Annotated in this window: 25 protein-coding genes; 17 read left to right on the top strand and 8 right to left on the bottom strand. The window is 72.0% G+C overall.

All coding sequences use genetic code 11. From position 1 onward, the window contains the following. The first annotated feature begins 155 nt into the window (after positions 1–155). Positions 156–1,733: an FG-GAP-like repeat-containing protein gene (locus AC2H4J_RS03780; RefSeq protein WP_487463488.1), complete on the top strand. Its 1,578-nt coding sequence runs from the start codon at positions 156–158 to the stop codon at positions 1,731–1,733. A gap of 106 nt (positions 1,734–1,839) precedes the next feature. Beyond that, entirely contained in the window at positions 1,840–3,039 is a 1,200-nt protein-coding gene (locus AC2H4J_RS03785; RefSeq protein WP_487463489.1) for an acyl-CoA dehydrogenase family protein, read from the top strand. Positions 3,040–3,050: 11 nt separating this feature from the next. Here AC2H4J_RS03785 and AC2H4J_RS03790 read toward each other — a convergent pair whose 3' ends face one another. Then, a complete protein-coding gene (locus AC2H4J_RS03790; RefSeq protein ID WP_487463490.1) occupies positions 3,051–5,105 on the bottom strand; it encodes an ArnT family glycosyltransferase in 2,055 nt (684 codons plus the stop codon). Beyond that, complete coding sequence (locus AC2H4J_RS03795; protein ID WP_487463491.1) at positions 5,102–6,385, bottom strand: bifunctional glycosyltransferase family 2/GtrA family protein; 1,284 nt, start codon at positions 6,383–6,385, stop codon at positions 5,102–5,104. Before AC2H4J_RS03795 ends, AC2H4J_RS03790 begins: the two co-directional genes overlap by 4 nt. Positions 6,386–6,491: 106 nt before the next feature. Between AC2H4J_RS03795 and AC2H4J_RS03800 the strand changes: the two genes are divergently transcribed. From AC2H4J_RS03800 to AC2H4J_RS03810, 3 genes are all read left to right on the top strand, one after another. Beyond that, on the top strand, positions 6,492–7,427 hold the full coding sequence (locus AC2H4J_RS03800; RefSeq protein WP_487463492.1) for a quinone oxidoreductase family protein: 936 nt from the start codon (positions 6,492–6,494) through the stop codon (positions 7,425–7,427). A gap of 175 nt (positions 7,428–7,602) precedes the next feature. After that, complete coding sequence (locus AC2H4J_RS03805) at positions 7,603–7,914, top strand: EthD family reductase (protein WP_487463493.1); 312 nt, start codon at positions 7,603–7,605, stop codon at positions 7,912–7,914. Positions 7,915–7,916: 2 nt separating this feature from the next. Further along, entirely contained in the window at positions 7,917–9,464 is a 1,548-nt protein-coding gene (locus AC2H4J_RS03810) for an acetolactate synthase large subunit (RefSeq protein ID WP_487463494.1), read from the top strand. Positions 9,465–9,509: 45 nt separating this feature from the next. On the opposite strand, the gene AC2H4J_RS03815 is transcribed toward AC2H4J_RS03810, so the two are convergent. Both AC2H4J_RS03815 and AC2H4J_RS03820 read right to left on the bottom strand, forming a co-directional pair. Next, complete coding sequence (locus AC2H4J_RS03815) at positions 9,510–9,647, bottom strand: hypothetical protein (RefSeq protein ID WP_487463495.1); 138 nt, start codon at positions 9,645–9,647, stop codon at positions 9,510–9,512. A gap of 77 nt (positions 9,648–9,724) precedes the next feature. Continuing rightward, a complete protein-coding gene (locus AC2H4J_RS03820; RefSeq protein ID WP_487463496.1) occupies positions 9,725–9,865 on the bottom strand; it encodes a hypothetical protein in 141 nt (46 codons plus the stop codon). A gap of 136 nt (positions 9,866–10,001) precedes the next feature. Here AC2H4J_RS03820 and AC2H4J_RS03825 point away from each other — a divergent pair, with 136 nt between their 5' ends. Further along, a complete protein-coding gene (locus AC2H4J_RS03825; protein WP_487463497.1) occupies positions 10,002–10,472 on the top strand; it encodes a YeeE/YedE family protein in 471 nt (156 codons plus the stop codon). After that, complete coding sequence (locus AC2H4J_RS03830; RefSeq protein ID WP_487463498.1) at positions 10,469–10,942, top strand: DUF6691 family protein; 474 nt, start codon at positions 10,469–10,471, stop codon at positions 10,940–10,942. Before AC2H4J_RS03825 ends, AC2H4J_RS03830 begins: the two co-directional genes overlap by 4 nt. Here AC2H4J_RS03830 and AC2H4J_RS03835 read toward each other — a convergent pair. Next, the gene (locus AC2H4J_RS03835) at positions 10,929–11,339 is read right to left on the bottom strand and encodes a cupin domain-containing protein (protein ID WP_487463499.1); all 411 of its coding nucleotides are present in this window, start codon (positions 11,337–11,339) and stop codon (positions 10,929–10,931) included. The genes AC2H4J_RS03830 and AC2H4J_RS03835 overlap by 14 nt on opposite strands. Before the next feature lie 186 nt (positions 11,340–11,525). Between AC2H4J_RS03835 and AC2H4J_RS03840 the strand changes: the two genes are divergently transcribed. The 3 genes from AC2H4J_RS03840 to AC2H4J_RS03850 all read left to right on the top strand — a co-directional run bounded on the left by AC2H4J_RS03840 (position 11,526) and on the right by AC2H4J_RS03850 (position 14,495). Continuing rightward, positions 11,526–11,864: an S-adenosylmethionine decarboxylase gene (locus AC2H4J_RS03840; protein ID WP_487463500.1), complete on the top strand. Its 339-nt coding sequence runs from the start codon at positions 11,526–11,528 to the stop codon at positions 11,862–11,864. A gap of 2 nt (positions 11,865–11,866) precedes the next feature. Continuing rightward, on the top strand, positions 11,867–12,664 hold the full coding sequence (locus tag AC2H4J_RS03845; protein WP_487463501.1) for a hypothetical protein: 798 nt from the start codon (positions 11,867–11,869) through the stop codon (positions 12,662–12,664). 355 nt (positions 12,665–13,019) lie between these two features. Then, positions 13,020–14,495, top strand: coding sequence for a sialidase family protein (locus tag AC2H4J_RS03850; protein WP_487463502.1), 1,476 nt, complete (start codon positions 13,020–13,022; stop codon positions 14,493–14,495). 74 nt (positions 14,496–14,569) lie between these two features. Here AC2H4J_RS03850 and AC2H4J_RS03855 read toward each other — a convergent pair whose 3' ends face one another. Further along, a complete protein-coding gene (locus AC2H4J_RS03855) occupies positions 14,570–14,875 on the bottom strand; it encodes a trypsin-like serine protease (protein ID WP_487463503.1) in 306 nt (101 codons plus the stop codon). A gap of 472 nt (positions 14,876–15,347) precedes the next feature. Here AC2H4J_RS03855 and AC2H4J_RS03860 point away from each other — a divergent pair, with 472 nt between their 5' ends. From AC2H4J_RS03860 to AC2H4J_RS03885, 6 genes are read left to right on the top strand one after another with little or no spacing between them, the layout of a single operon-like run. After that, positions 15,348–16,577, top strand: coding sequence for a TadA family conjugal transfer-associated ATPase (locus tag AC2H4J_RS03860; RefSeq protein ID WP_487463504.1), 1,230 nt, complete (start codon positions 15,348–15,350; stop codon positions 16,575–16,577). Further along, a complete protein-coding gene (locus AC2H4J_RS03865) occupies positions 16,574–17,437 on the top strand; it encodes a type II secretion system F family protein (RefSeq protein WP_487463505.1) in 864 nt (287 codons plus the stop codon). The genes AC2H4J_RS03860 and AC2H4J_RS03865 overlap by 4 nt, the downstream gene beginning before the upstream one ends. Continuing rightward, positions 17,434–18,375, top strand: coding sequence for a type II secretion system F family protein (locus tag AC2H4J_RS03870; RefSeq protein ID WP_487463506.1), 942 nt, complete (start codon positions 17,434–17,436; stop codon positions 18,373–18,375). Before AC2H4J_RS03865 ends, AC2H4J_RS03870 begins: the two co-directional genes overlap by 4 nt. Before the next feature lie 28 nt (positions 18,376–18,403). Then, complete coding sequence (locus AC2H4J_RS03875) at positions 18,404–18,607, top strand: hypothetical protein (protein WP_487463507.1); 204 nt, start codon at positions 18,404–18,406, stop codon at positions 18,605–18,607. Then, entirely contained in the window at positions 18,600–19,010 is a 411-nt protein-coding gene (locus AC2H4J_RS03880) for a TadE/TadG family type IV pilus assembly protein (RefSeq protein WP_487463508.1), read from the top strand. Before AC2H4J_RS03875 ends, AC2H4J_RS03880 begins: the two co-directional genes overlap by 8 nt. Continuing rightward, positions 19,007–19,468: a TadE/TadG family type IV pilus assembly protein gene (locus tag AC2H4J_RS03885; protein ID WP_487463509.1), complete on the top strand. Its 462-nt coding sequence runs from the start codon at positions 19,007–19,009 to the stop codon at positions 19,466–19,468. Before AC2H4J_RS03880 ends, AC2H4J_RS03885 begins: the two co-directional genes overlap by 4 nt. Positions 19,469–20,504: 1,036 nt before the next feature. Here the strand turns inward: AC2H4J_RS03885 and helR are convergent. Further along, positions 20,505–22,655, bottom strand: a complete 2,151-nt coding sequence (gene helR, locus AC2H4J_RS03890) for an RNA polymerase recycling motor ATPase HelR (protein WP_487463510.1) — start codon at positions 22,653–22,655, stop codon at positions 20,505–20,507. Between the two features lie 143 nt (positions 22,656–22,798). Between helR and AC2H4J_RS03895 the strand changes: the two genes are divergently transcribed. After that, the gene (locus AC2H4J_RS03895; RefSeq protein WP_487463511.1) at positions 22,799–23,200 is read left to right on the top strand and encodes a VOC family protein; all 402 of its coding nucleotides are present in this window, start codon (positions 22,799–22,801) and stop codon (positions 23,198–23,200) included. Positions 23,201–23,281: 81 nt separating this feature from the next. Here the strand turns inward: AC2H4J_RS03895 and AC2H4J_RS03900 are convergent, their stop codons facing one another. Then, complete coding sequence (locus AC2H4J_RS03900; RefSeq protein WP_487463512.1) at positions 23,282–23,437, bottom strand: DUF6131 family protein; 156 nt, start codon at positions 23,435–23,437, stop codon at positions 23,282–23,284. Between the last annotated feature and the right edge of the window lie 86 nt (positions 23,438–23,523).

The following is a 23,523-nucleotide window of genomic DNA, read 5'->3' on the forward strand; positions in this document are numbered from 1 at the left end:
CACGATCGGCGGATCGGTTCGGCGACCGTCGCGTCGCGGCCGGCCGTGTCGTGGACCGCGCGACGGACGAAGTGCCCTGTTCACAGGAAGCGGCAGGGGTCGACTCTTCATCGCATGGGCCGGAACCGGTGGGCGGCGTCGACGAGGTGATCACCATGGCGCGCTGGCGTCTGTCCATCGCAGTCGTGCTCGGCCTCGTGCTGGGCGTCGTCCCTACCGTCGCGGCCCCGGCCGCGACCCTCGCCGGTTATGACATCTCCTGGCCGCAGTGCCCGACCTCCGCCGGTGGCAGCGGGCTGCCGCTGCCCCCTGCGTCCGCCCAGTTCGTCGTCATCGGCCTGACCAGGGGGCTGCCGTTCACCCAGAACCCGTGCCTCGCGAGCCAGGTCGGGTGGGCGGGGCAGAACGCCGTCCCCGCGCAGGCGTACACCATTGCCGCCTTCCCGACGTCGGCGCAGCTGAGCCAGTACGGCACCACGGGCCCGTGGTCGGCGACCACGCGGGCGGGGCAGCTGTCCAACGTGGGGTACGCCGAGGCGCGGGACGCACTGAGCAGCCTGTCCGGTGCGGGCTTCGACCCCCGGATGGTGTGGATCGACGTCGAGCCGCGCTCGGCGCAGCCGTGGCCGACCGCCTCGGCCACCCAGCAGCGGGAGAACCGGTACATCGTCGAGGGGTTGATGAGGGGGCTGCGTGACGCCGGGCGCCCCTACGGGGTCTACTCCTACCAGTCGGCCTGGCAGTCGATCACCGGCTCGTGGTGGCAACCCGGCGTGCCGGTGTGGTCGCCGGCCGGGCACCTGGACTACCCGACCGAGGCGCAGGACAAGTGCACCCAGCCCAGCTTCTCCGGCGGGCGCGTCTACCTGGCGCAGTGGACCGACGACGTCCGCGACTACGACATCACCTGTGGCGGCTACGACTTCTCGGCACTGCCTGTTCCGCCGTCGAGCCTGTCGAACTCGACGCAGGACTGGAACGGCGACTGGACGAACGATGTGCTGGTCCGGAACCCGGCCACCGGCGACCTGCGGCTCTACGGCGGCACCGGGCGAGGCACCTTCGGCCCGGGATCGACGGTGATCGGCGTCGGCTGGAACGTCTTCGACTGGCTGGACACCGTCGGTGACTGGAACGGCGACGGAACCCTCGACGTCCTGGCGCGGGAGACCGGGAACGGGAACCTGTGGCTGTACCCGGGAGACGGCCGCGGCGGCTGGCGGCCGTGGACGGTCGTGGGGATCGGCTTCCAGGTCATGAGCACGCTGACCGGCCCCGGTGACTTCAGCGGCGACGGGTTCCCCGACCTGCTGGCGGTGGAGGCCGCCACGGGAAAGCTGTGGCTCTACCCCGGCAACGGGTACGGCGGATTCCTCGCCCCGGTACTGGTGGGCGCGGGCTGGTCCGTGATGCGGGTGGCGTTCAGCCCTGGGGACTTCGACGGCGACGGCTGCCCCGACCTGCTGGCCGTCGAGAACGCGACCGGCTTCCTGTGGCTCTACCCAGGCACCTGCACGGGTGGCTGGCGGGCCCGGGTCCTCGTCGGCAGCGGTTGGAACGTCATGGACGCGCTCGTCGGCATCGGCGACTTCAACGGCGACCGGACCGCCGACGTGCTGGCCCGCGAGGCATCGACCGGCATCCTGTGGCTCTACCCCGGCAACGGGAGCGGAGGCTGGCTGGCTCGGGCGGGGGCGGGCGTCGGCTGGAACGGGCTGAACCCGCTGTTCTGAGCCGCCCTCCGGTTCGGGGCGTGATCAGGCACACCGCGAACAGCCGGGATCGGTGGCTCATACTGCCGGGTAACAAACGGACACCGCAGTCCCGAAGGAGCGACCGTTGACCCGCTTGGCGCAGACCGCCGATCTGACCGACATCCAGCGCGAGATCCTGTCGACGGTCAGGAGCTTCGTCGACAAGGAGATCATTCCGCACGCGCAGGAGCTCGAGCACGCCGACGAGTACCCGCAGGAGATCGTCGACGGGCTCAAGGAGCTGGGGATCTTCGGCCTGATGATCCCGGAGGAGTTCGGCGGGCTGGGTGAGTCGTTGTTGACCTACGCGCTGGTGGTCGAGGAGATCGCCCGCGGCTGGATGAGCGTCTCGGGTGTCATCAACACGCACTTCATCGTGGCCTACATGCTGATCCAGCACGGCACGCCGGAGCAGAAGGAGCGTTTCCTGCCGCGGATGGCGACCGGTGAGGTGCGGGGCGCGTTCTCGATGTCCGAGCCGGGGCTGGGGTCCGACGTGGCCGGCATCCGCACGAAGGCGACCAGGCAGGGCGACGGCAGCTACGTCATCGACGGCCAGAAGATGTGGCTGACCAACGGCGGTTCGTCCACGCTGGTCGCCGCGCTGGTGCGCACCGAGCTCGGCGCGGAGAAGGCGCACCAGAACCTGACCACGTTCCTGGTGGAGAAGCCCGCCGGCTTCGGCGAGGTCGTCCCCGGTGTCACCATCCCCGGGAAGATCGAGAAGATGGGCTACAAGGGCGTCGACACGACCGAGCTCGTCTTCGACGGCTACCAGGCGAAGGCCGAGGACATCCTGGGTGGCACGCCCGGCAAGGGCTTCAGCCAGATGATGGACGGCGTCGAGGTCGGCCGGGTCAACGTGGCCGCCCGCGCGTGCGGCATCTCGATCCGCGCCTTCGAGCTGGCCATCGCCTACGCCCAGCAGCGGGAGACCTTCGGCAAGCCGATCGCCCAGCACCAGGCGATCGCCTTCCAGCTGGCCGAGATGGCCACCAAGGTGGAGGCCTCGCACGCGCTGATGGTGAAGGCCGCGAAGCTGAAGGACGCCGGCGAGCGCAACGACGTCGAGGCGGGCATGGCCAAGCTGCTGGCCAGTGAGTACTGCGCCGAGGTCACCACGCAGTCCTTCCGCATCCACGGCGGATACGGCTACTCCAAGGAGTACGAGATCGAGCGGCTCATGCGCGAGGCGCCGTTCCTGCTCATCGGCGAGGGCACCAGCGAGATCCAGAAGACGATCATCAGCCGCGGCCTGCTCAAGACCTACGCACTCAAGCGTTAGGGGGGCCTTTCTCAGCCGGTGGGCTGGGTCAGGTCGTAGAGGGTCACGCCGTCGACGGTCTGGGCGGCGAAGTTCTGCTCCACCCACGCCGCGATCTCCCGCGACGTGTCGCTGCCGCTGTCGCTGCGCATCCCGACGCCGCCCCCGATGAACCAATGCACCTCGCCGTCGGCGACGTCCTGCTGGAACTGCGCCAGGGTCGGCGACGGGTCGCTGCCGTTGAAGCCGCCGATCGGCATCACCGGCAGCTGCGCGGCGAGCTGGTACCCCGCCGCCCGGTTGGCGCCGACGGCGGCGGCCACCCAGGTGTAGGAGGACGCGTCCTTCGACAGCGCCGCCGAGACGTCCGCGCTCACCTGCGCGGCGTCGAGCAGTCCGCCGATCCCGCCGGCGCCCGGCGTTCCCGTCGTCCCCGCGGTGGCGCCGGGGAGCCCGGGGATCCCGGTGCCGGGGAAGCCGTTCCGCGGGCCCGGGACGCCGGTGAGGCCGGTGCCGTTCGTCATCCCGAGCGGCGGCATCGCCCCACGGCCACCACCGAAGCGCGCGAACCCACCGGGAGCGCCGCCGAAGCCACCACCGAGCACCGTGGGCCCGGCGCTGGGGATCGAGCCGGTGTGCACGGTGCCCGCCGTGTCCAGGGCGTACGCGGCCGGTGCTCCGAGGGACGCGAGGACGGCGACGGCGGCCAGCACCGCGGCCACGGAACGGCCCACCCGGTCGGCGACCAGCAGGCCGACCGCGGCCAGCAGGCCCGCCACCAGCAGCAGCCACTTCAGCCAGGGGTGGAAGTCCGGGGACCGGTCCAGCAGCACCCAGGCCCAGGTGACGGTGCCGCCGAGGGTCGCCGCCAGCACGATCCGGGTCCAGAGCAGCTCGCGGCGGCGCCACAGCAGCGTGCCGCCGATGCCCACCAGCGCCGCGATGGCCGGTGCGAGGGCCACCGTGTAATAGGCGTGGAAGATGCCCGCCATCAGGCTGAAGACGAGCCCGGTGACGACGAGCCAGCCGCCCCACAGCACCAGCGCCGCGCGGCGCGGGTCGGTGCGGGGCGCGCGGCCAACGGCGACCAGCCCGGCCACGCCGAGTACCAGCGCCGCGGGCAGCAGCCAGGTGACCTGACCGCCGATGTCGGCGGCGAACAGCCGGACGATGCCCGTCTCGCCCCAGCCGCGGCCGCCGCCGACGCTGCCGGTCTCGGAGCCGGTGATGCGGCCCAGGCCGTTGTAGCCCCAGATGAGCTCCCACACGGAGTTGGTCTGCGAGCCGCCGATGTAGGGCCGCATCGACGCCGGCACCAGCTCGACGACCGCCACCCACCAGCCGGCGGAGACCAGCAGCGCGAGCCCCGCGCCGAGCAGGTGCAGGACCCGTCGCCGCAGCGAGGTGGGGGCGGCGATGAGGTAGACCAGGGCGAAGGCCGGGAGGACGAGCAGCGCCTGCAGCATCTTGGTGAGGAACGCGAGCCCGACGAGGACGCCGACCAGGGTCAGCCAGCGCCCGCTCGCCCTCTCGGTGGCGCGGGTGAGGGCGTATGCGGCCAGCGTCAGGAGCAGCACCAGCAGCGCGTCGGGGTTGTTGAACCGGAACATGAGGACGGCGACCGGCGTCAGCGCCGTCACCGCGCCGGCTAGCAGCCCGGCGGACGGCCCGGCGACCCGGCGCACGGCCAGGTACAGCACGCCGACGGTCGCGACACCCATCAGCGCCTCGGGCACGAGGATCGACCAGGAGGAGAGACCGAACAGCCGCACCGACAGTGCCATCACCCAGAGCGAGGCCGGTGGCTTGTCGACGGTGATCGAGTTGCCGGCGTCCGAGGAGGCGTAGAAGAACGCCTCCCAGTTGGTCGAGCCGGCCTGCGCCGAGGCGGAGTAGAAGGCGTTGGCCCAGCCGGAAGCGCCCAGGCCCCAGAGGTAGAGGACGCCGGTGCCGGCCAGCAGGGCGAGCAGCGCCGGGCGCACCCACCGGGCGTCGTCCTCGCGGCCGCGGACCAGGGGTCTGAGACGTCCGGCAGCAGGGACGGCGACACGGGACGCCGCCGCGGTGGCCGGCATCGTGGTCGTCACGCGGCCGTCTCCGGGTCGAGGACGGCGCGGTCGACCTCGACGGCGGCCGGACCGGAGCGGAAGACCCAGCCGCGGAACAGCACGAACCGCAGCAGTGTCGCGGCCGCGTTCGCGGCCACCAGAACGGCCACCTCCGCGGTGCGCGAGGGGGTGGCGGTGGCCGCGTGCAGGCCCCACAGCGTGCCGCTGGTGAGCGCCAGCCCGAGACCGAAGACGACCAGGCCCTGCAGTTGTGCGCGGGCCGCTCCGGCGCTACCCCGGATGCCGAACGTCAGCCGCCGGTTCGCCGCGGTGTTGGCCACGGCGGTCAGCAGCAGCGCGGTGAGGTTGGCCGCCTGGGCACCCACCCCGTGCCGCAGCGCCACGAAGATCGCGAGATAGGCCAGCGTCGAGAGCACTCCCACGAGGGCGAAGCGAACGAACTGGGTCACCAGACTCGGGGGCACGCCGGGGACCGGGGAGGTCAGGGGCTGCCGGCCGATCTGCGCGCGCAGCTCCGCCACCGGCAGCCGGCCGGTGGCGAACGCGCGCAGCATCCGCACGATCCCGGCGAGGTCGGCGCGGGCCGTGGCGACGATGTCCACCCGGCTGTCGGGGTCGTCGATCCAGTCGACGGGCACCTCGTGGATGCGCAGGCCGGCGCGCTCGGCGAGCACCAGCAGTTCGGTGTCGAAGAACCAGCCGGAGTCCTCGACCAGGGGCAGCAGCCGCCGGGCGACGTCGGCCCGGATGGCCTTGAAGCCGCACTGGGCGTCCGACAGCGAGATCGCCAGCGTCCGGCGCAGCAGCAGGTTGTAGCTGCGGGAGATGACCTCGCGCTTCGCGCCACGCACGACCCGGGACGACCGGGACAGCCGGGTGCCGATCGCCAGGTCGGAGTGCCCGCTGATCAGCGGCGCGACCAGGGGCAGCAGCGCGGCGAGGTCGGTGGAGAGGTCGACGTCCATGTAGACGAGCACGGGGGCGTCCGAGCGCAGCCACGCCGTCCGCAGGGCCCGGCCCCGTCCTGCCTCCGGGACCACGACCACGTCGACGCCGGGCAGCTCGGCGGCCACGCGGGTGGCCACCGCGACCGTCCCGTCGGTGCTCGCGTTCTCCGCGACGGTGATGCGGAAGGGGAACGGCAGCGCGCTCAGGTGGGCGTGCAGCCGGCGCAGGCAGGGCTCGAGGTCGGTCTCCTCGTTGTGCACGGGGACGACGACGTCGAGCACCGGCGGCCGGGGAACGGTGGCCGGAGCCTCAGTGGCCTCGTCAGACGTGCCGGGCAGCAGAGCGGTCATGCGATCAACATCGCGGCCTCACCTGGGGCGACGCCCGGAAGTGGCTGCACGTCACCTGTGAGTCCCGGCGCGGGCGGCGTCGCTGCCGCCGTGTTAGCAAGGGGGCATGCGCGCAGCTGGAGTGACCGAGTTCGGTGGGCCCGAGGCCCTGCACGTCGTCGACGTCCCCGACGAGCCGATGGGCCCGGGAGAGGTGCGGGTGCGGGTGAGCGCGGCGACGGTGAACCCGACCGACACCCACGCCCGCGCCGGCGCCTACGCCGACCGCGACCCGGTCAAGACGCCGCCGTGGGTGCCCGGCATGGACGCTGCCGGGGTGGTGGTCGAGGTGGGCGAGGGCGTCGACCACCTGGCCCCCGGGGACGCGGTGATGGCCATCGTCGTGCCGTCCGGCGCGCACGGCGGGTACCGCGAGGACCTGGTGCTGCCGGGTGACTCGGTGGTGCGCGCCCCGGCCGGCACGGACGCCGTCGCCGCCGCCACGCTGCCGATGAACGCGCTCACCGCGCGGTTGGCGCTCGACCTGATGGCGCTGCAGCCGGGGCAGGTCGTGGCGGTCACGGGTGCGGCCGGCGCCTTCGGCGGCTACGTCGTCCAGCTGGCCAAGGCCGACGGGCTCACCGTCGTCGCCGACGCGAAGGAGTCCGACGAGGACCTGGTGCGCTCCCTCGGCGCCGACGTCGTCGTCCGCCGCGGGGACGACGTCGCCGACCGGATGCGTGAGCACTTCCCCGAGGGGGTCGACGGGCTGGCCGACGGCGCGGTGCAGGACGCGCTCGTGCTGCCGGCCGTGAAGGACGGCGGCGCGGTGGCCACCGTGCGCGGCTACCGCGGCGACGGATCGCGCGACCTGCGGGTGTTCCCGACCCTGGTCCGCCGCGTGGCGCAGGACCGCTCCGCGCTGGACCGGCTGCGGCAGCAGGCCGACGACGGCGTCCTGACCCTGCGGGTGGCGCGCACGTTCCCGGTCGAGGAGGCGGCCGACGCCCACCGGATGCTCGAGGCCGGCGGGGTGCGCGGCCGGCTGGTGCTCACCTTCTAGGTGTACCGAGCCAGGACGTGGGTGACACGGCTGGTCGGGGCGCTGGCCGGTGCTGTCCGTCCGGTCGCGCCGGGGGGTGCTGGCCGCGTCCTGAACTCGCGGGCGTCGCACCGTCCTGGTTGTGTGCTGGGAAGTTCCGGGCGACAGGGCCCGGCCGACCCTCGGAGGGCGCGCGATGGTGCACAGGCTCGTGGTCAGCTACGGACAGCCGGAGGACCCGGCGGCCTTCGACGCCTACTACCGCGACACCCACGCACCCCTGGCGCTCGCCCAGCCCGGTCTGGTCCGGTTCACCTTCGGCCACCCGCAGTCGCTGGACCCCTCGCAGGAGGCCCCGTACCTGGTGGCCGAGCTCGACTTCGACTCCGAGCAGGCCATGGGGGAGTCGTTGTCGTCGCCGGAGGGACGCGCGGCGGGCAAGGACATCGGCAACTTCGCCACCGGCGGCGCGACCTTCGTGCACTTCGACGTGCAGCAGGCGAGCTGACGATGAACGGCGCGCAGGCCCTCATCCGCACGCTGGTCGACGCCGGCGTCGACGTGTGCTTCGCCAACCCGGGCACGTCGGAGATGCACTTCGTCGCGGCCCTGGACGACGTCCCCGACATGCGCGCGGTGTTGACCCTGTTCGAGGGCGTGGCGACCGGCGCGGCCGACGCCAACGCGCGGATGGCCGGCCGCCCCGCGGCGACGCTCCTGCATCTCGGGCCCGGCATGGCCAACGGCGTCGCCAACCTGCACAACGCCCGCCGCGCGCGCACCCCGATGGTGAACGTGATCGGCGACCACGCGCGCTCGCACAAGCGGCTGGACGCGCCCCTGGAGAGCGACATCGACGCGGTGGCCGGCACGGTCTCGGGCTGGGTGCGGCGCTCGCTGTCGCCGGCCGACGTCGCCAGTGACGCCGCCGAGGCGGTCGCGGCCGCGTCGTCGGCCCCCGGGTCGATCTCGACCCTCGTCCTCCCGGCCGACGTGTCGTGGGAGGACGGCGCCGAGCCGGCCGCTCCGATCCCAGCCCGTCCCGCGCCGCTGGTGCCGCCATCGGTGGTCGAGGACGTCGCCAAGGTGCTGTCCCTCGGGGAGCCGACCGTGCTCTTCCTCGGCGGCGACGTGATGGACGCCGACGGCCAGCTCGCCGCAGCGCAGGTGGCGGCCGGCACCGGCGTGCGGCTGCTGTCGGAGACCTTTCCGGCGCGCGCGGTGCGCGGCGCGGGCCTGCCCGACGTCCAGCGGCTGCCCTACCCGCCGGAGCTGGCCATCGCATCGCTGGCCGGCACGAAGCACCTGGTGCTCGCCGGCGCGTCCGCGCCGGTGCACTTCTTCGGGTACCCGGACGTGCCCGGCCACCCGGTGCCCGCGGACTGCACGGTGCACGTGCTCAGCGCACCGGGGGAGGACGGCGTCGCCGCGCTGCAGGCCCTCGCGGAGGTGGCGGCGCCGGACGCGAAGCCGGAGGTGCTCGAGGCATCGCGGCCGGAGCTGCCCACCGGCGAGCTCACGCCGCGGGCGATGGCGGCGGTCGTCGGGGCGCTGCTGCCCGAGAACGCGATCCTGGTCGACGAGGCGCTGACCTCGGGCGTCGGGCTGGCCGAGCTGACCTCCGGCGCACCGCGGCACGACTGGCTGTGCCTGACCGGCGGCGCGATCGGCGACGGATTGCCGATGGCGCTCGGCGCGGCGATCGCCTGCCCGGACCGGCCGGTGATCGGCATCCAGGCCGACGGCAGCGCGATGTACACGATCTCGGCGCTGTGGTCGTACGCGCGGGAGCGGGCCGACATCACGACGATCGTCTGCGACAACGGGTCCTACGCGATCCTGCAGCACGAGCTGGAGCGGGTCGGCGCCGCCAGCGACGGCGAGCGCGCCGGCCGGCTGCTCGACCTCGGCGGCCCAGCGCTCGACTTCGTCGCGCTGGCCACCGGCATGGGCGTGCCGGCGACGCGCGCGACGACGGCCGAGGAGCTGGCCGACCAGCTGCGGCGCGCGCTGGAGGAGCCCGGCCCGCACCTCATCGACGCGGTGCTCGCCGCGTAGGAGTGGTGTGCGGCTCCGGCTGCCCGGAACCGCACACCTGCGAACTCAATGCCTCTTGGCGTGGACCACGGTCTCCATCTGCGAGGTGTGGTCGTTCTTCGCCTTCTTGTCGAGCCGCTTCTCCTTGATCGACTTGCCCGCGGGCTTCTTGCTCGTCGACTTGTTCGGGGACTTGTCACCCATGGTGCGCTCCCTCATCGGGAGCCTCGGACGGCTCCGTGGAGCGGACGGTACGCGGTGCCGGGCCCGGACCGCGGATATCAGTGCCGCTTAGCGTGGACGACCGTCTCCATCTGCGACGGCGCGTGCTCGGACTTGGCCTTCTTCTCCAGCCGCTTCTCCTTGATGGACTTCGCGGCGACCTTCTTGGTGTGGGACTCGTGCGGGGACTTGTCACCCATGGCGTGCTCCCTCGTCGCGGACCGAGACTGGTTCCGTAGGGCGGACGCTACGCCGCAGGGCGCTCGTTCGGGCATGGTCACGACGGCCCCGCGGTGACAGTCTGTGCGCCGGTCTCGCGGCGAAAGGCTTCCCACCATGTTCGACGTCATCGGCGCACAACTGCCGTGGTGGGTAGCCGGTCCCGGCGTCGGCCTGTGCGTCGTGGCCCTCTACGGGCTGATCAACGCGCGGCTCGGCGTCTCGGGCGCGTGGTTGGCGACGATCGCGCCGGTGGAGGGCTGGCGGCCCGAGGCCTGGCGGCGCACCTTCCTGCTGGCCCTCGCCGGTGGCTGCGTCATCGGTGCGCTGCTGGGGCCCCCGGTCGTGGTGCACGGCTACGGGCGGCTGTCCGAGGTGCTGCCGCCGGTGCTGCTGGTGCCGGTCCTGCTGTTGGTCGGGGTGGCGCTGGGCTACGGCTCGCGCTGGGCCGGCGGGTGCACGTCGGGGCACGGGATGTCGGGCTGTGCGGCGGCGTCGCCGGACAGCGTCGCGGTGACGGCGACCTTCTTCACCGTGGCCGTGGCGATCACCCTCGGGCTGCACTGGCTGACCGGCGGCGCGCTGTGACCCGCGGCGTGCGCTGGTCGGCGCTCGGCGTCGGCCTCGTGTTCGGGTTCCTGCTCACCGCGAGCGGGCTCGGCGACTACGACACGATCCACGACGGGCTGCTGCTGCAGGACCCGTACATCTTCCTGATGATGGCCAGCGCGATGGGCACGGCCTTTCTCGGTCTCGCCGTCCTCCGCCGGACCGGTCGCACCCGGTACGCGGGACGCCTGTCGCTGCCGCACCACCGGATCGAGCGGCGGCACGTCTACGGCGGCGCGATCTTCGGGCTCGGCTTCGGGGTGGGTGCGACCTGCCCCGGGATGACCCTTGCGATGACGGCGACCGGCGGTCTGCTCGGCCTCGTCGTCCTGGTCGGGCTGCTCGGCGGCCTGTGGCTGCGCGGTCGGGTGGAGCGCAGTCAGCAGCGCCCGCTCAGCACCGAGCCGGAGACGTCGGCGGCGTCCCGGGCGGCCGTCAGCGCCCGGTGAGCCCGGGCAGGTTCACCACGATCGCCTCCTGGCTGCTGCGCGCGATCACCACGACGGCGTCGGAGTCGGTCGGGTTCTCCTCGCGGTGCGGCGTGAACGGCGGGACGAAGACGTAGTCGCCGGGCGACGTCTCCAGCCGCACCTCCTCGCCGTCCTCGGCGAACACGAAGACCGGGTGGCCGGAGACGACGTAGATCGCGGTCTCGGAGTCGCCGTGGTGGTGGTCGCCGGACGCCGTCCGTGGCGATACCTGCGTCTGACCCATCCAGACCCGCTGCGAGCCGACGGTCTTCGCGGAGACCGCCTCGAGTCGCTGCATGCCGGGTGTCTGGCCGGTGTCGGCGGACAGGTCGGCCGCGCGCAGATGGCGGAGCGGCTGGTGCCAGTCGTCGGTCATCGACGGACCGTAACGGCCGCGCGACCGCGTCGACAACGGGCCACCCGTTGGTGGACCGGCGTCCACGTACGGGTGACGGCGCCGGTCACTGAGGGTGAGAAACAGCCCGCTGACGTTTCGGAGAGCTGCACGGGCTGCCTACGGTTCCGGCTGCTTCAGACGCCAGTCCAACGGGGGAAAACAGTCGTGCGTGATCTCGCTCCACACATCCATCGTCAGCGCCTCGTCATCGAGGGGACGCCCACGGACCTGATCACCGCCGAGGACATCACGTCCTACCTGTCGGCGCTGTCGGTCGAGCTCGACATGGTCGAGATCCTCGCGCCGGTGATGCACCAGTCCGATCTCTACGGCTGGGCCGGCTGGATCCACTGGGAGACGTCGGGGGCGCACTTCTACGCGTGGGACGACCCGAAGTTCTTCAGCGTCGACATCTACACCTGCAAGGCGTTCTCGGCCGACGCCGCGGTCCGCTTCACCGAGAAGTGGTTCGCCGCGACCGAGATCGTGCACAAGGAGTTCTGAGCGTGCTCGCCGAGGCGTTCGCGCTCGACGCCGACGAGGCCCAGCGGCTGGTCGACGAGCTGATCGGCAGTGCCCCGGGCACCCGCCGGCTCGGCGTCCACCTCGCGGGGCGCGACGACGCCGCCGCGCTGCTGAGCCTGCAGGTCGCCGCCGACGTCTTCCTGGACGCGTTCGGCAACGACGCCGACCTGCTGCGTGAGCACTACGCGGCGTTGCTGCCGACGATGACGCACCTGCTCGTGCTGGACCGCGTCACGCGCACCGCCGTCGGCTCGCTGATCCTGCAGGCCGCGCCGGCCGAGGAGCTGAAGACCGTCGTTGACCTCGCGGGTGCCCCGTGGTCGATGCCGGCGGACGACGCACTGGCCGCGCTCGGCCTCGCCCGTGGCGACCGGACGGCGGTGGACCAGCTGCTGCTCGCCGTCCACCCCGCGTACCGCAAGGTCGGGATGGCCCAGCTGCTGATGTACGCCGGCTGGGTGCTCTCGGTGCAGCGCGGCATCCACCGCTGGACGGCGATCCTCGACGAGCCGCTGCTGCGCGGCATGAACGAGCTGACCCACGGCGCGCTCGTGCCGATCGGCGGGGCGGCCACGCTGCCCTACCTCGGGTCGGCGGCGAGCACGCCGGTCAGCATCCGGATGGACCCGGCGACCGACGTCGCGCTGATGCGCCGCATCGGCCGTGCTGGCGGGGCCGCGGCCGAGCACGCCCAGTTCTGCGACGAGCTCGAGGCCGGCCACCAGGCCTTCCAGTCGGCCATACGGTCCGTCAGCGAGGACGCCACCGAGGCCGCCTGAGGGCGACGCGTTCCGAGGTTTCGGGGGACCGGGTGCCCCGAGCGGATTCGGGCGCCAAGGTACCCGCGCCGCTCTCTCTGGGCGGCGCGGGACCCGAGTGTCGTCCGGGCCCACGTGTGCGGGAGCACCACGTCGGCCTCGTACAGCGAGACCGTTTCGGTCGGGGGGCGGCCGGCGCCGGAGGCACTGGTCCCCGAACGTAGGAGCCCCTAGAGTCCCGCCCGCGGACCGACCCCTCTCGCCTGGCGCGATCGATCGGGCGGCGGGGCCGTGCCAGCGGGGGGCGACTTCACCGACGGCATCGACCGTCCTGGCCACACGCCGTCGGACCTCCGACCTCTGCGAGGTGGTCTCGTTGCGCAGCTCCTCTTCCCTGATCATCGCCGGTGCATCGGCCGCCCTGCTCGTGGCCGCGGCCGAGCCCGCGTGGGCCGGTCCATACGCCGTCGGGGCGCCGGTCCTGGCCTCAGCGGTCAACCCGCTGAACCCCAGCTGCACGGCCGGCGGGCCGGGCACCAACTACCCGGACACGGAGGTGGAGCCCTTCGTCGCGGTCGACCCGACGGACGCCAGCAACGTCATCGGCGTCTACCAGCAGGACCGCTGGGACACCGGCGGATCGCGCGGGCTCGTCGCCTCGAGGTCGTCCACCGGTGGGACGTCCTGGACCCAGAACGCCGCGGCCTTCAGCGAGTGCTCCGGCGGCGACCCGGTCTACGACCGCGCCTCGGACCCGTGGGTCACGTTCGACCCGCAGGGCAACGCGTACCAGATCTCGCTGTCGATCTCGGCCGACGAGGTGACCTCCGCCGTCCTGGTGTCGAAGTCGACGGACGGCGGCGCGACCTGGGACGCACCGACGACACTGATCCGCGACGACAGCACCATTGTCTTCAACGACAAGGAGTCGATCACCGCCGATCCGACCCGGCCCGGGTACGTCTACGCGGTGTGGGACCGCGGCAGCCTTCCCGGTGGCTCGCGGAGCCCGGTGTCCGAGGCCCACTCGTTCGCATATCGCGGCGTGCCGATGTTCTCCTTCACCAGCGATTACGGGGCGAACTGGTCCACGCCGGCCGCGATGAGCAACGCGAACGTGTTCACCCTCGGGAATCAGATCGCCGTGCAGCCGAACGGCACCCTGGTCGACGTCTTCTGGACCAGCCGCGGTTCCGGCCTGCAGCCCTCGCCCCAGCAGAGCTTCATCGGCGCGATGGTCTCCACGGACGCCGGCGCCCACTGGTCTCGGGTCATCAAGATCGCGAACTTCGTCGACGTCCAGGGGTGCGGGGTCGAAGACGTCTGCGATCCCGACACCCAGCAGCCGGTGCGTGCCGGCACTGACATCCCCGACATCGCCGTCGACTCCACCGGCCGCATCTATGTCGTGTGGGCCGACGGCCGGTTCTCCGGTGGGACGACGCCCGACGTCGCCCTGTCGACCTCGACCGACGGCGCGAAGTGGACGGCGCCGGTCCAGGTGAACCAGACGCCGGTGGCGTCGGCGGCGGCCTTCGATCCTGCTGTGGCGGTCGCTTCTGACGGAACGGTGGGCGTCCTCTACTACGACTTCCGGAACAACACCGCGGCTCCGGGCGTGCCGACCGGGGTCTTCCTCGCCCACTCCCACGACCAGGGAGCGACGTGGACCGAGAACCGGCTGCACCCGGACTTCGACATGGAGAACGCACCCTTCGCCCGGGGCTACTTCCTGGGTGACTACCAGGGGCTGGCCGCGATCGACCGGGACTTCCTGGCGTTCTTCTCCGTTGCCGGTAGCGCCGACAACTCGGCCGACGTGGTGTCCGTGCGGACGACGCCGGCTGCGTGACCCGACCGGTGGGGGCCAGCCGGGGCACCGGCCGGCCCCTCACCGAGGGCGGCGCGGCCTGGTTGCCCGACGATTCAGGTGTGCGCGGCGATAGTGCTCCGGATGAAGGACAGTGCCGCGGCCGTGTCGATGCGGTCGGCGTAGGTGACGCCGGCGCACTGGCCGTTCGTCACGAACGAGTTGACGGCCAGGATGGTCCGACCGAAAAGGATCGGGCCGCCGGAGTCGCCGAAGCACATTCCGCCCTTGCCCTGTGCCGGGTTCGCCGTGACCTCGAGGAATTCGCTCGCGATCTTGCCGTTCGCCTGGATCAGCTCGACCGGAGCCCGGTATCTGGTGAAGGCCTCTCCTGGGTCGAGCTTGTTCAGGAGTGCGCACACTCCGCCTCCCCATCGGCCGGGACAAGGCCGTCCTCGTCGACGGCTGCGCAGGACGCCCTCCGGACGACTCGAGCCTGCGAGCGGATTCCGCCCCGGAACGGTCACGTCACTATTGGCTGGTTCCGTGGCCACCGTGCCGAACTCGGCGAGCCTGAACCCGGGCACGGCCACCGTGCGGCTCACTGCCTCCGTGCGCTTCACCGAAGCGCCCCGGTCGGTCGGCGACTACGACCTGATCCGCAAGGGCAACGCCGGCACCGTCGGCGGAGAATGGAAGATGGAGATCCCCGAGAGCTCACCGAGAGCGATCACCGTTCCTCGGGGAGCCGGCGGCGGGCGGGCCCGTTCACCCGGTCGGATGCTTCTGCCCGTCACGGACGGTTGCGTTGTCCACAGATCGGCTGATCAGGTCCCACCGGACGGTCCAGTTCTCATACAGTCCCTCGACTTGTGATCGATCGACGGGGGATTCGTGCCAACCGCTCTGGATGTCGTGGACGGCGAGGTCCGCGAGCTCATCCGGCGCCGCGGGCTCGACCCGTTCACCGATCCCGCTCCGGTACGGGTGCTGGTGCGCGACGTCGTCGCCGAGTACTCCGAGCGGTCGCTCAACTCGGCGCTGCCGCCGATCGGTGACCCGGAGTCCGTCGTCCGCGACGTGCTCGACCGGGTCGCCGGCTTCGGGCCGCTGCAGCGCTACCTGGACGACCCGGAGATCGAGGAGATCTGGGTCAACGAGCCCGGTCGGGTGTTCGTCGCCAAGCGCGGCCGCAGCGAGCTGACGACGACGATCCTCGCGCCCGGCGAGCTGGCCGACCTGGTCGAGCGGATGCTGCGCACCTCGGGTCGACGGATCGACATGTCGACCCCGTTCGTCGACGCGATGATGCCCGACGGCTCCCGGCTGCACGTGGTCATCCCGGACATCACCCGGCGCCACATGGCGGTCAACATCCGCAAGTTCGTGCTCCAGGCGCACTCGCTCGACGAACTCGTCGCACTCGGCACCCTCACGACCCAGGCCGCGCGGTTCCTCGAGGCGTCGGTCGCGGCCGGGCTGAACATCCTCGTCTCCGGCGGCACGCAGGCCGGCAAGACGACGCTGCTGAACTGGCTCTGCGCCTCGATCCCGGCGCGCGAGCGAGTGGTCACCTGCGAAGAGGTCTTCGAGTTGCAGGTGCCGCTGCCCGACGTGGTGTCCATGCAGACCCGCCAGCCGAACCTGGAGGGCGCCGGTGAGATCCCGCTGCGCCGGCTGGTCAAGGAGGCGCTGCGGATGCGGCCCTCCCGCATCGTCGTCGGCGAGGTCCGCCAGGAGGAGTGCCTCGACCTGCTGATCGCGCTCAACTCCGGCCTGCCCGGCATGTGCACGCTGCACGCCAACAGCGCCCGCGAGGCCGTGGTGAAAATGTGCACCCTGCCGCTGCTGGCCGGCGACAACATCGGGACGGCGTTCGTCGTCCCCACCGTCGCCTCCAGCGTCGACCTGGTCGTGCACGTCGGCACCGATCCCGACGGCCACCGCAAGGTGCGCGAGATCGTCGCGCTGCCCGGCCGGGCCGAGGACGGCGTGGTCGAGACCGCCGACATCTTCACCACCCGCGACGGCCGGTTGGTCCGTGCCGTCGGGTACCCGCCCCACGCCGACCGGTTCGCGGCGCGCGGCCTCGATCTCGCCTCGCTGCTCGAGGACCGGGCATGACGCAGTCCGGGGCGTTCCTCGGACTCCTGCTGGGCACGGGGCTGCTGCTCGTCTGGCGCAGCGGTCCGCGGGCGCCGAAGCGGCGCAGCGATCCGCGCCGTCCGGGCGGCCGCCAGCAGCTGCTCTCCGCGGCCGGCCTCACCGGCATCAACGGCGCGCAGCTGCTGGCCCTGCAGCTCGGCCTCGGCGTCCTGGTGCTGATCGTCGTCCTGCTCACCACCGGCACGGTCACGGTCAGCCTGGCGTTCGGGCTCTTCGGGTTCGCCGTGCCCTGGCTGCAGGTGCGCCGGCTGGCCGCGAAGCGCACCGCGGACCTGCGCGAGGTCTGGCCGGAGGTCGTCGACAACCTGGCCTCGGCGGTGCGCGCCGGGCTCTCGCTGCCCGAGGCGCTGTCCGCGCTCGCCGGCCGGGGCCCGGAGGTGCTGCGGCCGCCGTTCGCCCGGTTCGCCGCCGAGTACCGCTCGACCGGCCGGTTCAGCGACTGCCTGGACCGGCTCAAGGGCGATCTGGCCGACCCGGTCGGCGACCGGATCGTGGAGACGCTGCGGGTGGCCCGAGAGGTCGGCGGCACCGACCTCGGCCGGGTGCTGCGGACGCTGGCCACCTTCCTCCGCGAGGACGCCCGCGCCCGGGCCGAGCTCGAGACCCGCCAGGGCTGGGTGGTGTCCGCAGCGAGGCTCGCCGTCGCCGCACCCTGGGCCGTGCTGCTGCTCCTGGCCACCCAGTCGACGACGCTCGCGGCCTACGACTCGCCGCTAGGCACCGCGATCCTGCTCGGCGGGGGTGTCGTCTGCGTGGTCGCCTACCGGATCATGCTGCGCATCGGCCGGCTGCCCCAGGACGTGCGGGTGCTGCAGTGAGCGCCGGACTGCTGGGCATGCTGATCGGCCTGGCCGCGGCGCTCGGCCTGATCCTAGCGGTCAGCTACGCGCCGCCGTTCCGGTCCGTGCCCCTGGTCGACCGCCTCGCGCCGTACGTGCACGACACCCCGGCGCCGTCCCGGCTGCTGGGCACCGCCACCCAGCCCGGTCTGCTCACCGCCCTCCAGCGCGTCTTCGGACCCGTGGTCGCGGACGGCGCCCGGCTGATCGACCGGATGGTCGGCGGCCGCGCCGCGGTGCGCCGCCGGCTCGACGCGCTCGGAGCCGACCTCACCGTCGAGGACTTCCGCGTCGAGCAGGTCGTCTGGGGCGGCCTCGGATTGGTCGGCGCGGCCGCCGTGGCCACCGTCGGTTCCGTGGCGGCCGGCGGGGTGAACGTGCTGTCGGCCGGACTGCTCTGCCTCGCCGGGCTGCTCGGCGGGGTGCTCGGCCGCGACTGGTGGCTCACCCAGCAGGTGCAGAAGCGGGAGGAGCTCCTGCTCGCCGAGTTCCCGGTGGTCGCCGAGCTGCTCGCCCTCGCCGTGACGGCGGGGGAGAGCCCGACCGCCGCGATCGCCCGGGTGACCCGGCTCTCCGGTGGCGAGCTCGCCCGCGAGCTGGGCTCGGCGCTGGGTCGCGCCCGCGCGGGCGTGCCGCTGGTCGACGCGCTGCAGGAGGTGGCCGACCGGACGTCGCTGGACGCGCTGGCCCGGTTCGTCGACGGGCTGCTCGTGGCGATCGAGCGTGGCACCCCGCTGGCGGAGGTGCTCCGCGCGCAGGCCGCCGACGTCCGCGAGGCCGGCAAGCGCCGGCTGCTCGAGGCCGGTGGCCGCAAGGAGATTGCCATGATGGTGCCGGTCGTCTTCCTGGTGCTGCCGGTCACCGTTCTCTTCGCCCTGTTCCCGGGGCTGATCAGCATCGTCTCGCTGGCGCGATGAGCCGGCGGACCTGGAGGAAGGACCACGGATGCGCGCATACGCGTACCTGACGGCGGCACTGTCCGCGCTCACCGCGCGGGTGCGCGGGGACGACCCCGAACGGGGCGACGTCCCGGGCTGGGTGATGATCACGGTGATGACGGCGGCGCTCGTGCTGGCGATCCTCATCCCCTTCCGGACGGCGATCGTCAACGCGGTGACCAAGGCGCTCGCGTCCGTCACGGGTGCCTAGCCCCGGCGTTCCGGCGGAGGACGGCGAGCGCGGGAGCGCCGTCGTCGACTTCGTGATGGTCTCGATCCTGATCGTCACGCTGCTGCTCGCGGTGCTGCAGCTGGCCGTCTACGTGCACGTGCGCAACGTGGTGACGGCGAGCGCGCAGGTCGGCGCCCGCTACGCCGCCAACGCCGACGTCGCCTCGGCCCTCGGCGCCGCGCGCACGGTCGAGGTCGTCGCCCGCGCCACATCGCCCCGGACGGCGAACGCGCTGACCTGCACGTCCGGCGAGGAGGTCGACCCGACCGGTCTGACCCTCGTCGTCGTCCGCTGTACCGGGTCGGTGCCCGCGCTGCTGGCGTCGCTGGGGAACCTGCTGCCGCTCGAGGTCACCGGCCGTGCGGTCAAGGAGACGGCGTGACCTGGCTGCGGTCGCGGCTGGGCGACGGCGAGCGCGGCTCGGCGCTGGTGGAGTTCGTGTTCATCGCGCTGGTCGTCTTCGTGCCCTTGATCTACATCGTGGCGGGGTTCTCCGCGGTGCAGCGAGGGGTGTTCGCGTCGACTGCGGCGGCGCGGGAGGCCGGCCGGGCGATCGCGACCGCGCCGGATCCGGGGACCGGTCGGCAGCGTGCACTGCGGGCCGCGCAGCTGGCGGTCGAGGACCAGTCGGTCGAGGCGACCGACGTCCGGGTCGACTACGTCGGGCCGGGGATGGAATGCGGGAAGGGTGGCGGCTACTCGCCGACACTGCTGCCGGGGGAGGAGTTCTCCGTCTGCGTCGCTGTGACCGTCCGGATTCCTTTCCTGCCGGAGTTCATCGATGCCAACACCGCAACCGGTCAGTTCGTCGTCGAACGTGACCGCTACGTCGACCGCTGACGTCGGCCACGAGATGGACTTGGGGATCATTCGGAACCTTCGCTGAATTCGGTGGGCCGGCGAGTCCGTGACGCGGAGTCGCCGGTTCGGGCGGCTGACGACACAAAGGCGCTCGGTCGCGCCCGGAAACCAGGAGAGGTGACGACCGGTGGGGGATCGCGCACAGATATGGCTCTTGCGCGTCGCGCGAACCGACCGCAATGGTGTGGGCCCTGGAAAAGCCATTGCTCGAAAGGACGCCAACCATGCGCGCACGCAGAGCCAGCATCCTGATCGTCGCCGTCGTCGGCGGATCTGTTGCCTTCACCACGCCCGCAGTGGCCGCGAGCGGCAGTTGTGTCGGGCAGTTCGCCCGTGCCGGCGTGGTCCCGGGAGCAGATGCCCGCGAGATCCGAGGGCCTGGCCTGGGGCAGGTCGTCCGGGTAGTGGCCAGCGCGCACGAGGACTGCGCATCCGTACTGCCCATGGCTCCGTAGCGCTCATCGACCGTGACCCACGAGCACTGATCGAGCGCCTTCTGCCGGTGTTTCGAGACCGAGCGTGGTCGACCTCGGGTAGTTGTCTGGCCCGTCGGCAGAAGGAGGACGCTTGTGCCTTCCCTCGGCCAAATGGGCGCAGTAGTGTCCGGCACCCCAGGGGGACCGGAGACCCGATTGTTGTGAGGGCAGTGGTGCCCCGAACGTGTCGCGGAATCGGATCCCCGGAGGTTGTCATGCGCTCCTCACACCGATGCACGGTGATTGCCGCGTCGGTCCTCGTGGCCGTCGGCGTGGCCGGCCCTGCGTCCGCCAGCCCACCCCGATCGGGACATTGTCCCGGTCCGTTCACAGCGGTCGACCAATCGCAACTCGCTCGGGCGATCGAAGATGCCGGTGCTCCACGGGAAGTCGCCGAGAGCGCCGCCGCTGGGGCCTTCGGGCAGGTCGACAAGAATGGCGACAGAACTCTCTGCTACATCCCGATCGGCAAGAAGGAATACGTCAACGTCATCGACAACGTGGTGCCCCGAGCCAGGTGACCTGAGTCCGGGCGAGCGTCAGGGGCTCGTGAGAACGACGAGCTGCTGGGTCGCCCGGGTCATCGCGACGTAGCGGTCGACCGCGCCTTCGATGCCGGTGCCGAACGACTCGGGATCGACGAGGACGACAAGGTCGAACTCGAGCCCCTTCGCCAGCTCCGGCGTCAGCGACCGCACCCGCGAGGTGGCCTGGAAGGTCGGGTCGCCGATGACGCACGCGATTCCCTCGGCGTGCTCGGCGAGCCAGGAGTCGACGATCGAGCCCAGCTCCGACACCGACCCGTGGACGACGGGCACGCCGGTGCTGCGGATCGACGTGGGCACGTTCGCGTCCGGCAGCGCCGCCCGGATGACCGGCTCTGCCTCGACCATGACTTCCTCGGGCGTCCGGTAGTTGATGCGGAGCGACGCCAGCCTGACGTCGGTCAGTCCGACCCGCGACAGTCGCTCAGTCCACGACTCGGTGAACCCGTGCCGCGCCTGGGCGCGGTCGCCGACGATGGTGAAGCTCCGCGACGGGCAGCGCAGCAGCAGCATCTGCCACTCCGCGTCGGTCAGCTCCTGCGCCTCGTCGACGACGATGTGCGCGAACGGGCCCGCGAGCAGATCGGGGTCCGCGGTGGGCAGCGCCCCCTCGTCGATCAGCGCGTCGCGCAGGTCCTGGTGGCGCAGGGTCGTCATCAGCAGCAGCTCGGAGTCGTCGGTCGCGATCAGCTCGTCGATGACCGTGGACATGCGCTCCCGCTCGGCGGCCACGGTGGCCTCGTGCCGGCGCCGGCGCCGCGAGGTCTCCGGGTCGCCGAGCCGCTGCCGGGCGGCGTCCAGGAACGGCAGGTCGGGCACGGTCCAGGCCTGCGGGTCCGTGCGCTGCAGCAGCCGGACGTCGTCCGCACCGAGCTCGGGGGCGCACCGCTGCAGGTAGGCGGGCACCGACCAGAGGTCCCCGACGAGGTCGGCCGCCTCCAGCAGCGGCCATGCCCGGCCGAACGTCGCCAGCAGCTCGCGGTTCTGCTGCAGCGACTTCCGCAGCAGCTCGTCGGACTCGTCGCCGTCGTACTTGTCGATGAGGATGGTGAGCAGCTCCTCCCAGATCTGGTCGCGGCCCTCGTTGTGCGGCGTCCCGGGGTCCGGAACATCGAACGCCTCGGCCCACTCCTCGGCGCTGAGCCGGAGGTCGCCGGCGTCGGTCTCCACCGTCATGCCCGTGGTGGGCGGCTCCTCGTAGAACCTGGCCGCCGCCTCGATCACGGCTGCGACGTCCAGGCCGGACTTCAGCCGGGCGACGTCCGGGTCGGGCTCGACCGCGGCCGTGGCTCCCTGCGGCACCAGGTCGCGCAGGGTGCAGGTGGGCACGCCCTCCTCCCCGAGGCTGGGCAGGACGTCGGCGACGTAGGCGAGGTAGGGCTGGTGCGGGCCGACGAACAGCACGCCGCCGCGACGGTGCCCGAGCCGGGAGTCGGCGTAGAGGAGATAGGCGGCGCGGTGCAGCGCCACGACGGTCTTGCCGGTTCCCGGGCCCCCGTCGACGACGAGAGCGCCGCTGGATCCCGCCCGGATGATCGCGTCCTGGTCGGCGGCGATGGTGCCCAGCACGTCCCGCATCTGGGCCGAGCGGTTCGTCCCCAGACTGGCGATGAAGGCCGACTGGTCGTCCAGGGCGGCGGCGTGGCCCGCGAACTCGTCGGCGGTGAAGACCTCGTCCCAGTAGTCGTTGACCCGTCCCCTGATCCAGCGGTACCGCCGGCGACTGGTCAGTCCCATCGGGTTGGCGTGCGTCGCCCCGAAGAACGGCTCGGCCGCCGGTGACCGCCAGTCGAGCAGCAGCCGGCGCCCCGAGCCGTCGGTGAGGCCGAACCGCCCGACGTACACCGGCTCCGGGTCGCGGGCGTTGACGATGCGACCCAGGCACAGGTCCAGGCCGTAGCGGCGCAGCGCCCGCAGGCGGGCGGTCATCCGGTGGATCTCGAGGTCGCGGTTCAGCGCTTCCTCGCCGATGCCGCCGGGCGCCCTGCGCTCGGCGTCGAGGCGTGCGGAGAGCTCGGCGATGGTCTGGTGCAGGCTCTCCGCGATCGCCGCGAAGTGCTGCTCGTCCTCGTCGATCAGGGCCGGATCGGCCTTGGCGGACAGGCGGTCGGGAAGGTCGAACGCGCTGGTCAGGGGGGAAGTCACGGCATCAGCTCCGATCTGAGGCCGCGAACCTTAGAACGAAATTTCGGGGCTCATGAGAGGCGCCGATTTCTGCTACAAAGAAGAGGGGAGGAGTCGCTAGGTTGGGCCGCGTCCACGACCGCCCGCACCCGAGGGAGCCTCCCGTGACTTCTCGCCTCAACCCGTACATCGGCTTCGCGGACAACGCCCGTGATGCCATGGAGTTCTACCGCGACGTGTTCGGCGGCGACCTGACCGTGAGCACGTTCGGGGAGGCAGGCGCCGCTGCCCCGGGCGACGAGGACAAGGTCATGCACGCGATGCTCGAGACGCCGTCCGGGTTCGCCCTCATGGGCTCCGACACGCCCGCCGGCATGACCCGTCCCGATGCCAGCTTCATCTCGATCAGCCTCAGCGGCGACGACGAGGAGCTGCGGGGGTACTTTGAGAAGCTCTCCGCTGCCGGCTCGGTGACCATGCCGCTGGAGAAGCAGATGTGGGGCGACGAGTTCGGCATGTGCGTCGACCCCTACGGCGTGACCTGGATGGTCAACATCAGCCAGTGAGCAGCGAGCCCCGCCGTCACGGGTGACGGCGGGGCTCGGTGGTGTGTCAGCGACGGACGGCGGGGCCGTCCGCAGGGTGGATCAGTACCAGTGTCGGCGTCCGCCGATCGCGCGACCGGTCCCGCCGACGATGGCCAGGACGGCGCCGATGACGACGAGGATGATGCCGATCGTCCACAGGATGCTGATCTTCAGGAGAAGACCCAGCACCAAGAGCACGATTCCGAGGATGATCACGTGGTCCTCCACTTGGTCAGGCCGACGGGACCCGTCAACCGGTGTGGGAAGTCTGTTCCCCGTGATCACTGCTAACACGCAGCGAA

Source organism: Blastococcus sp. OS1-29 (assembly GCF_057628075.1).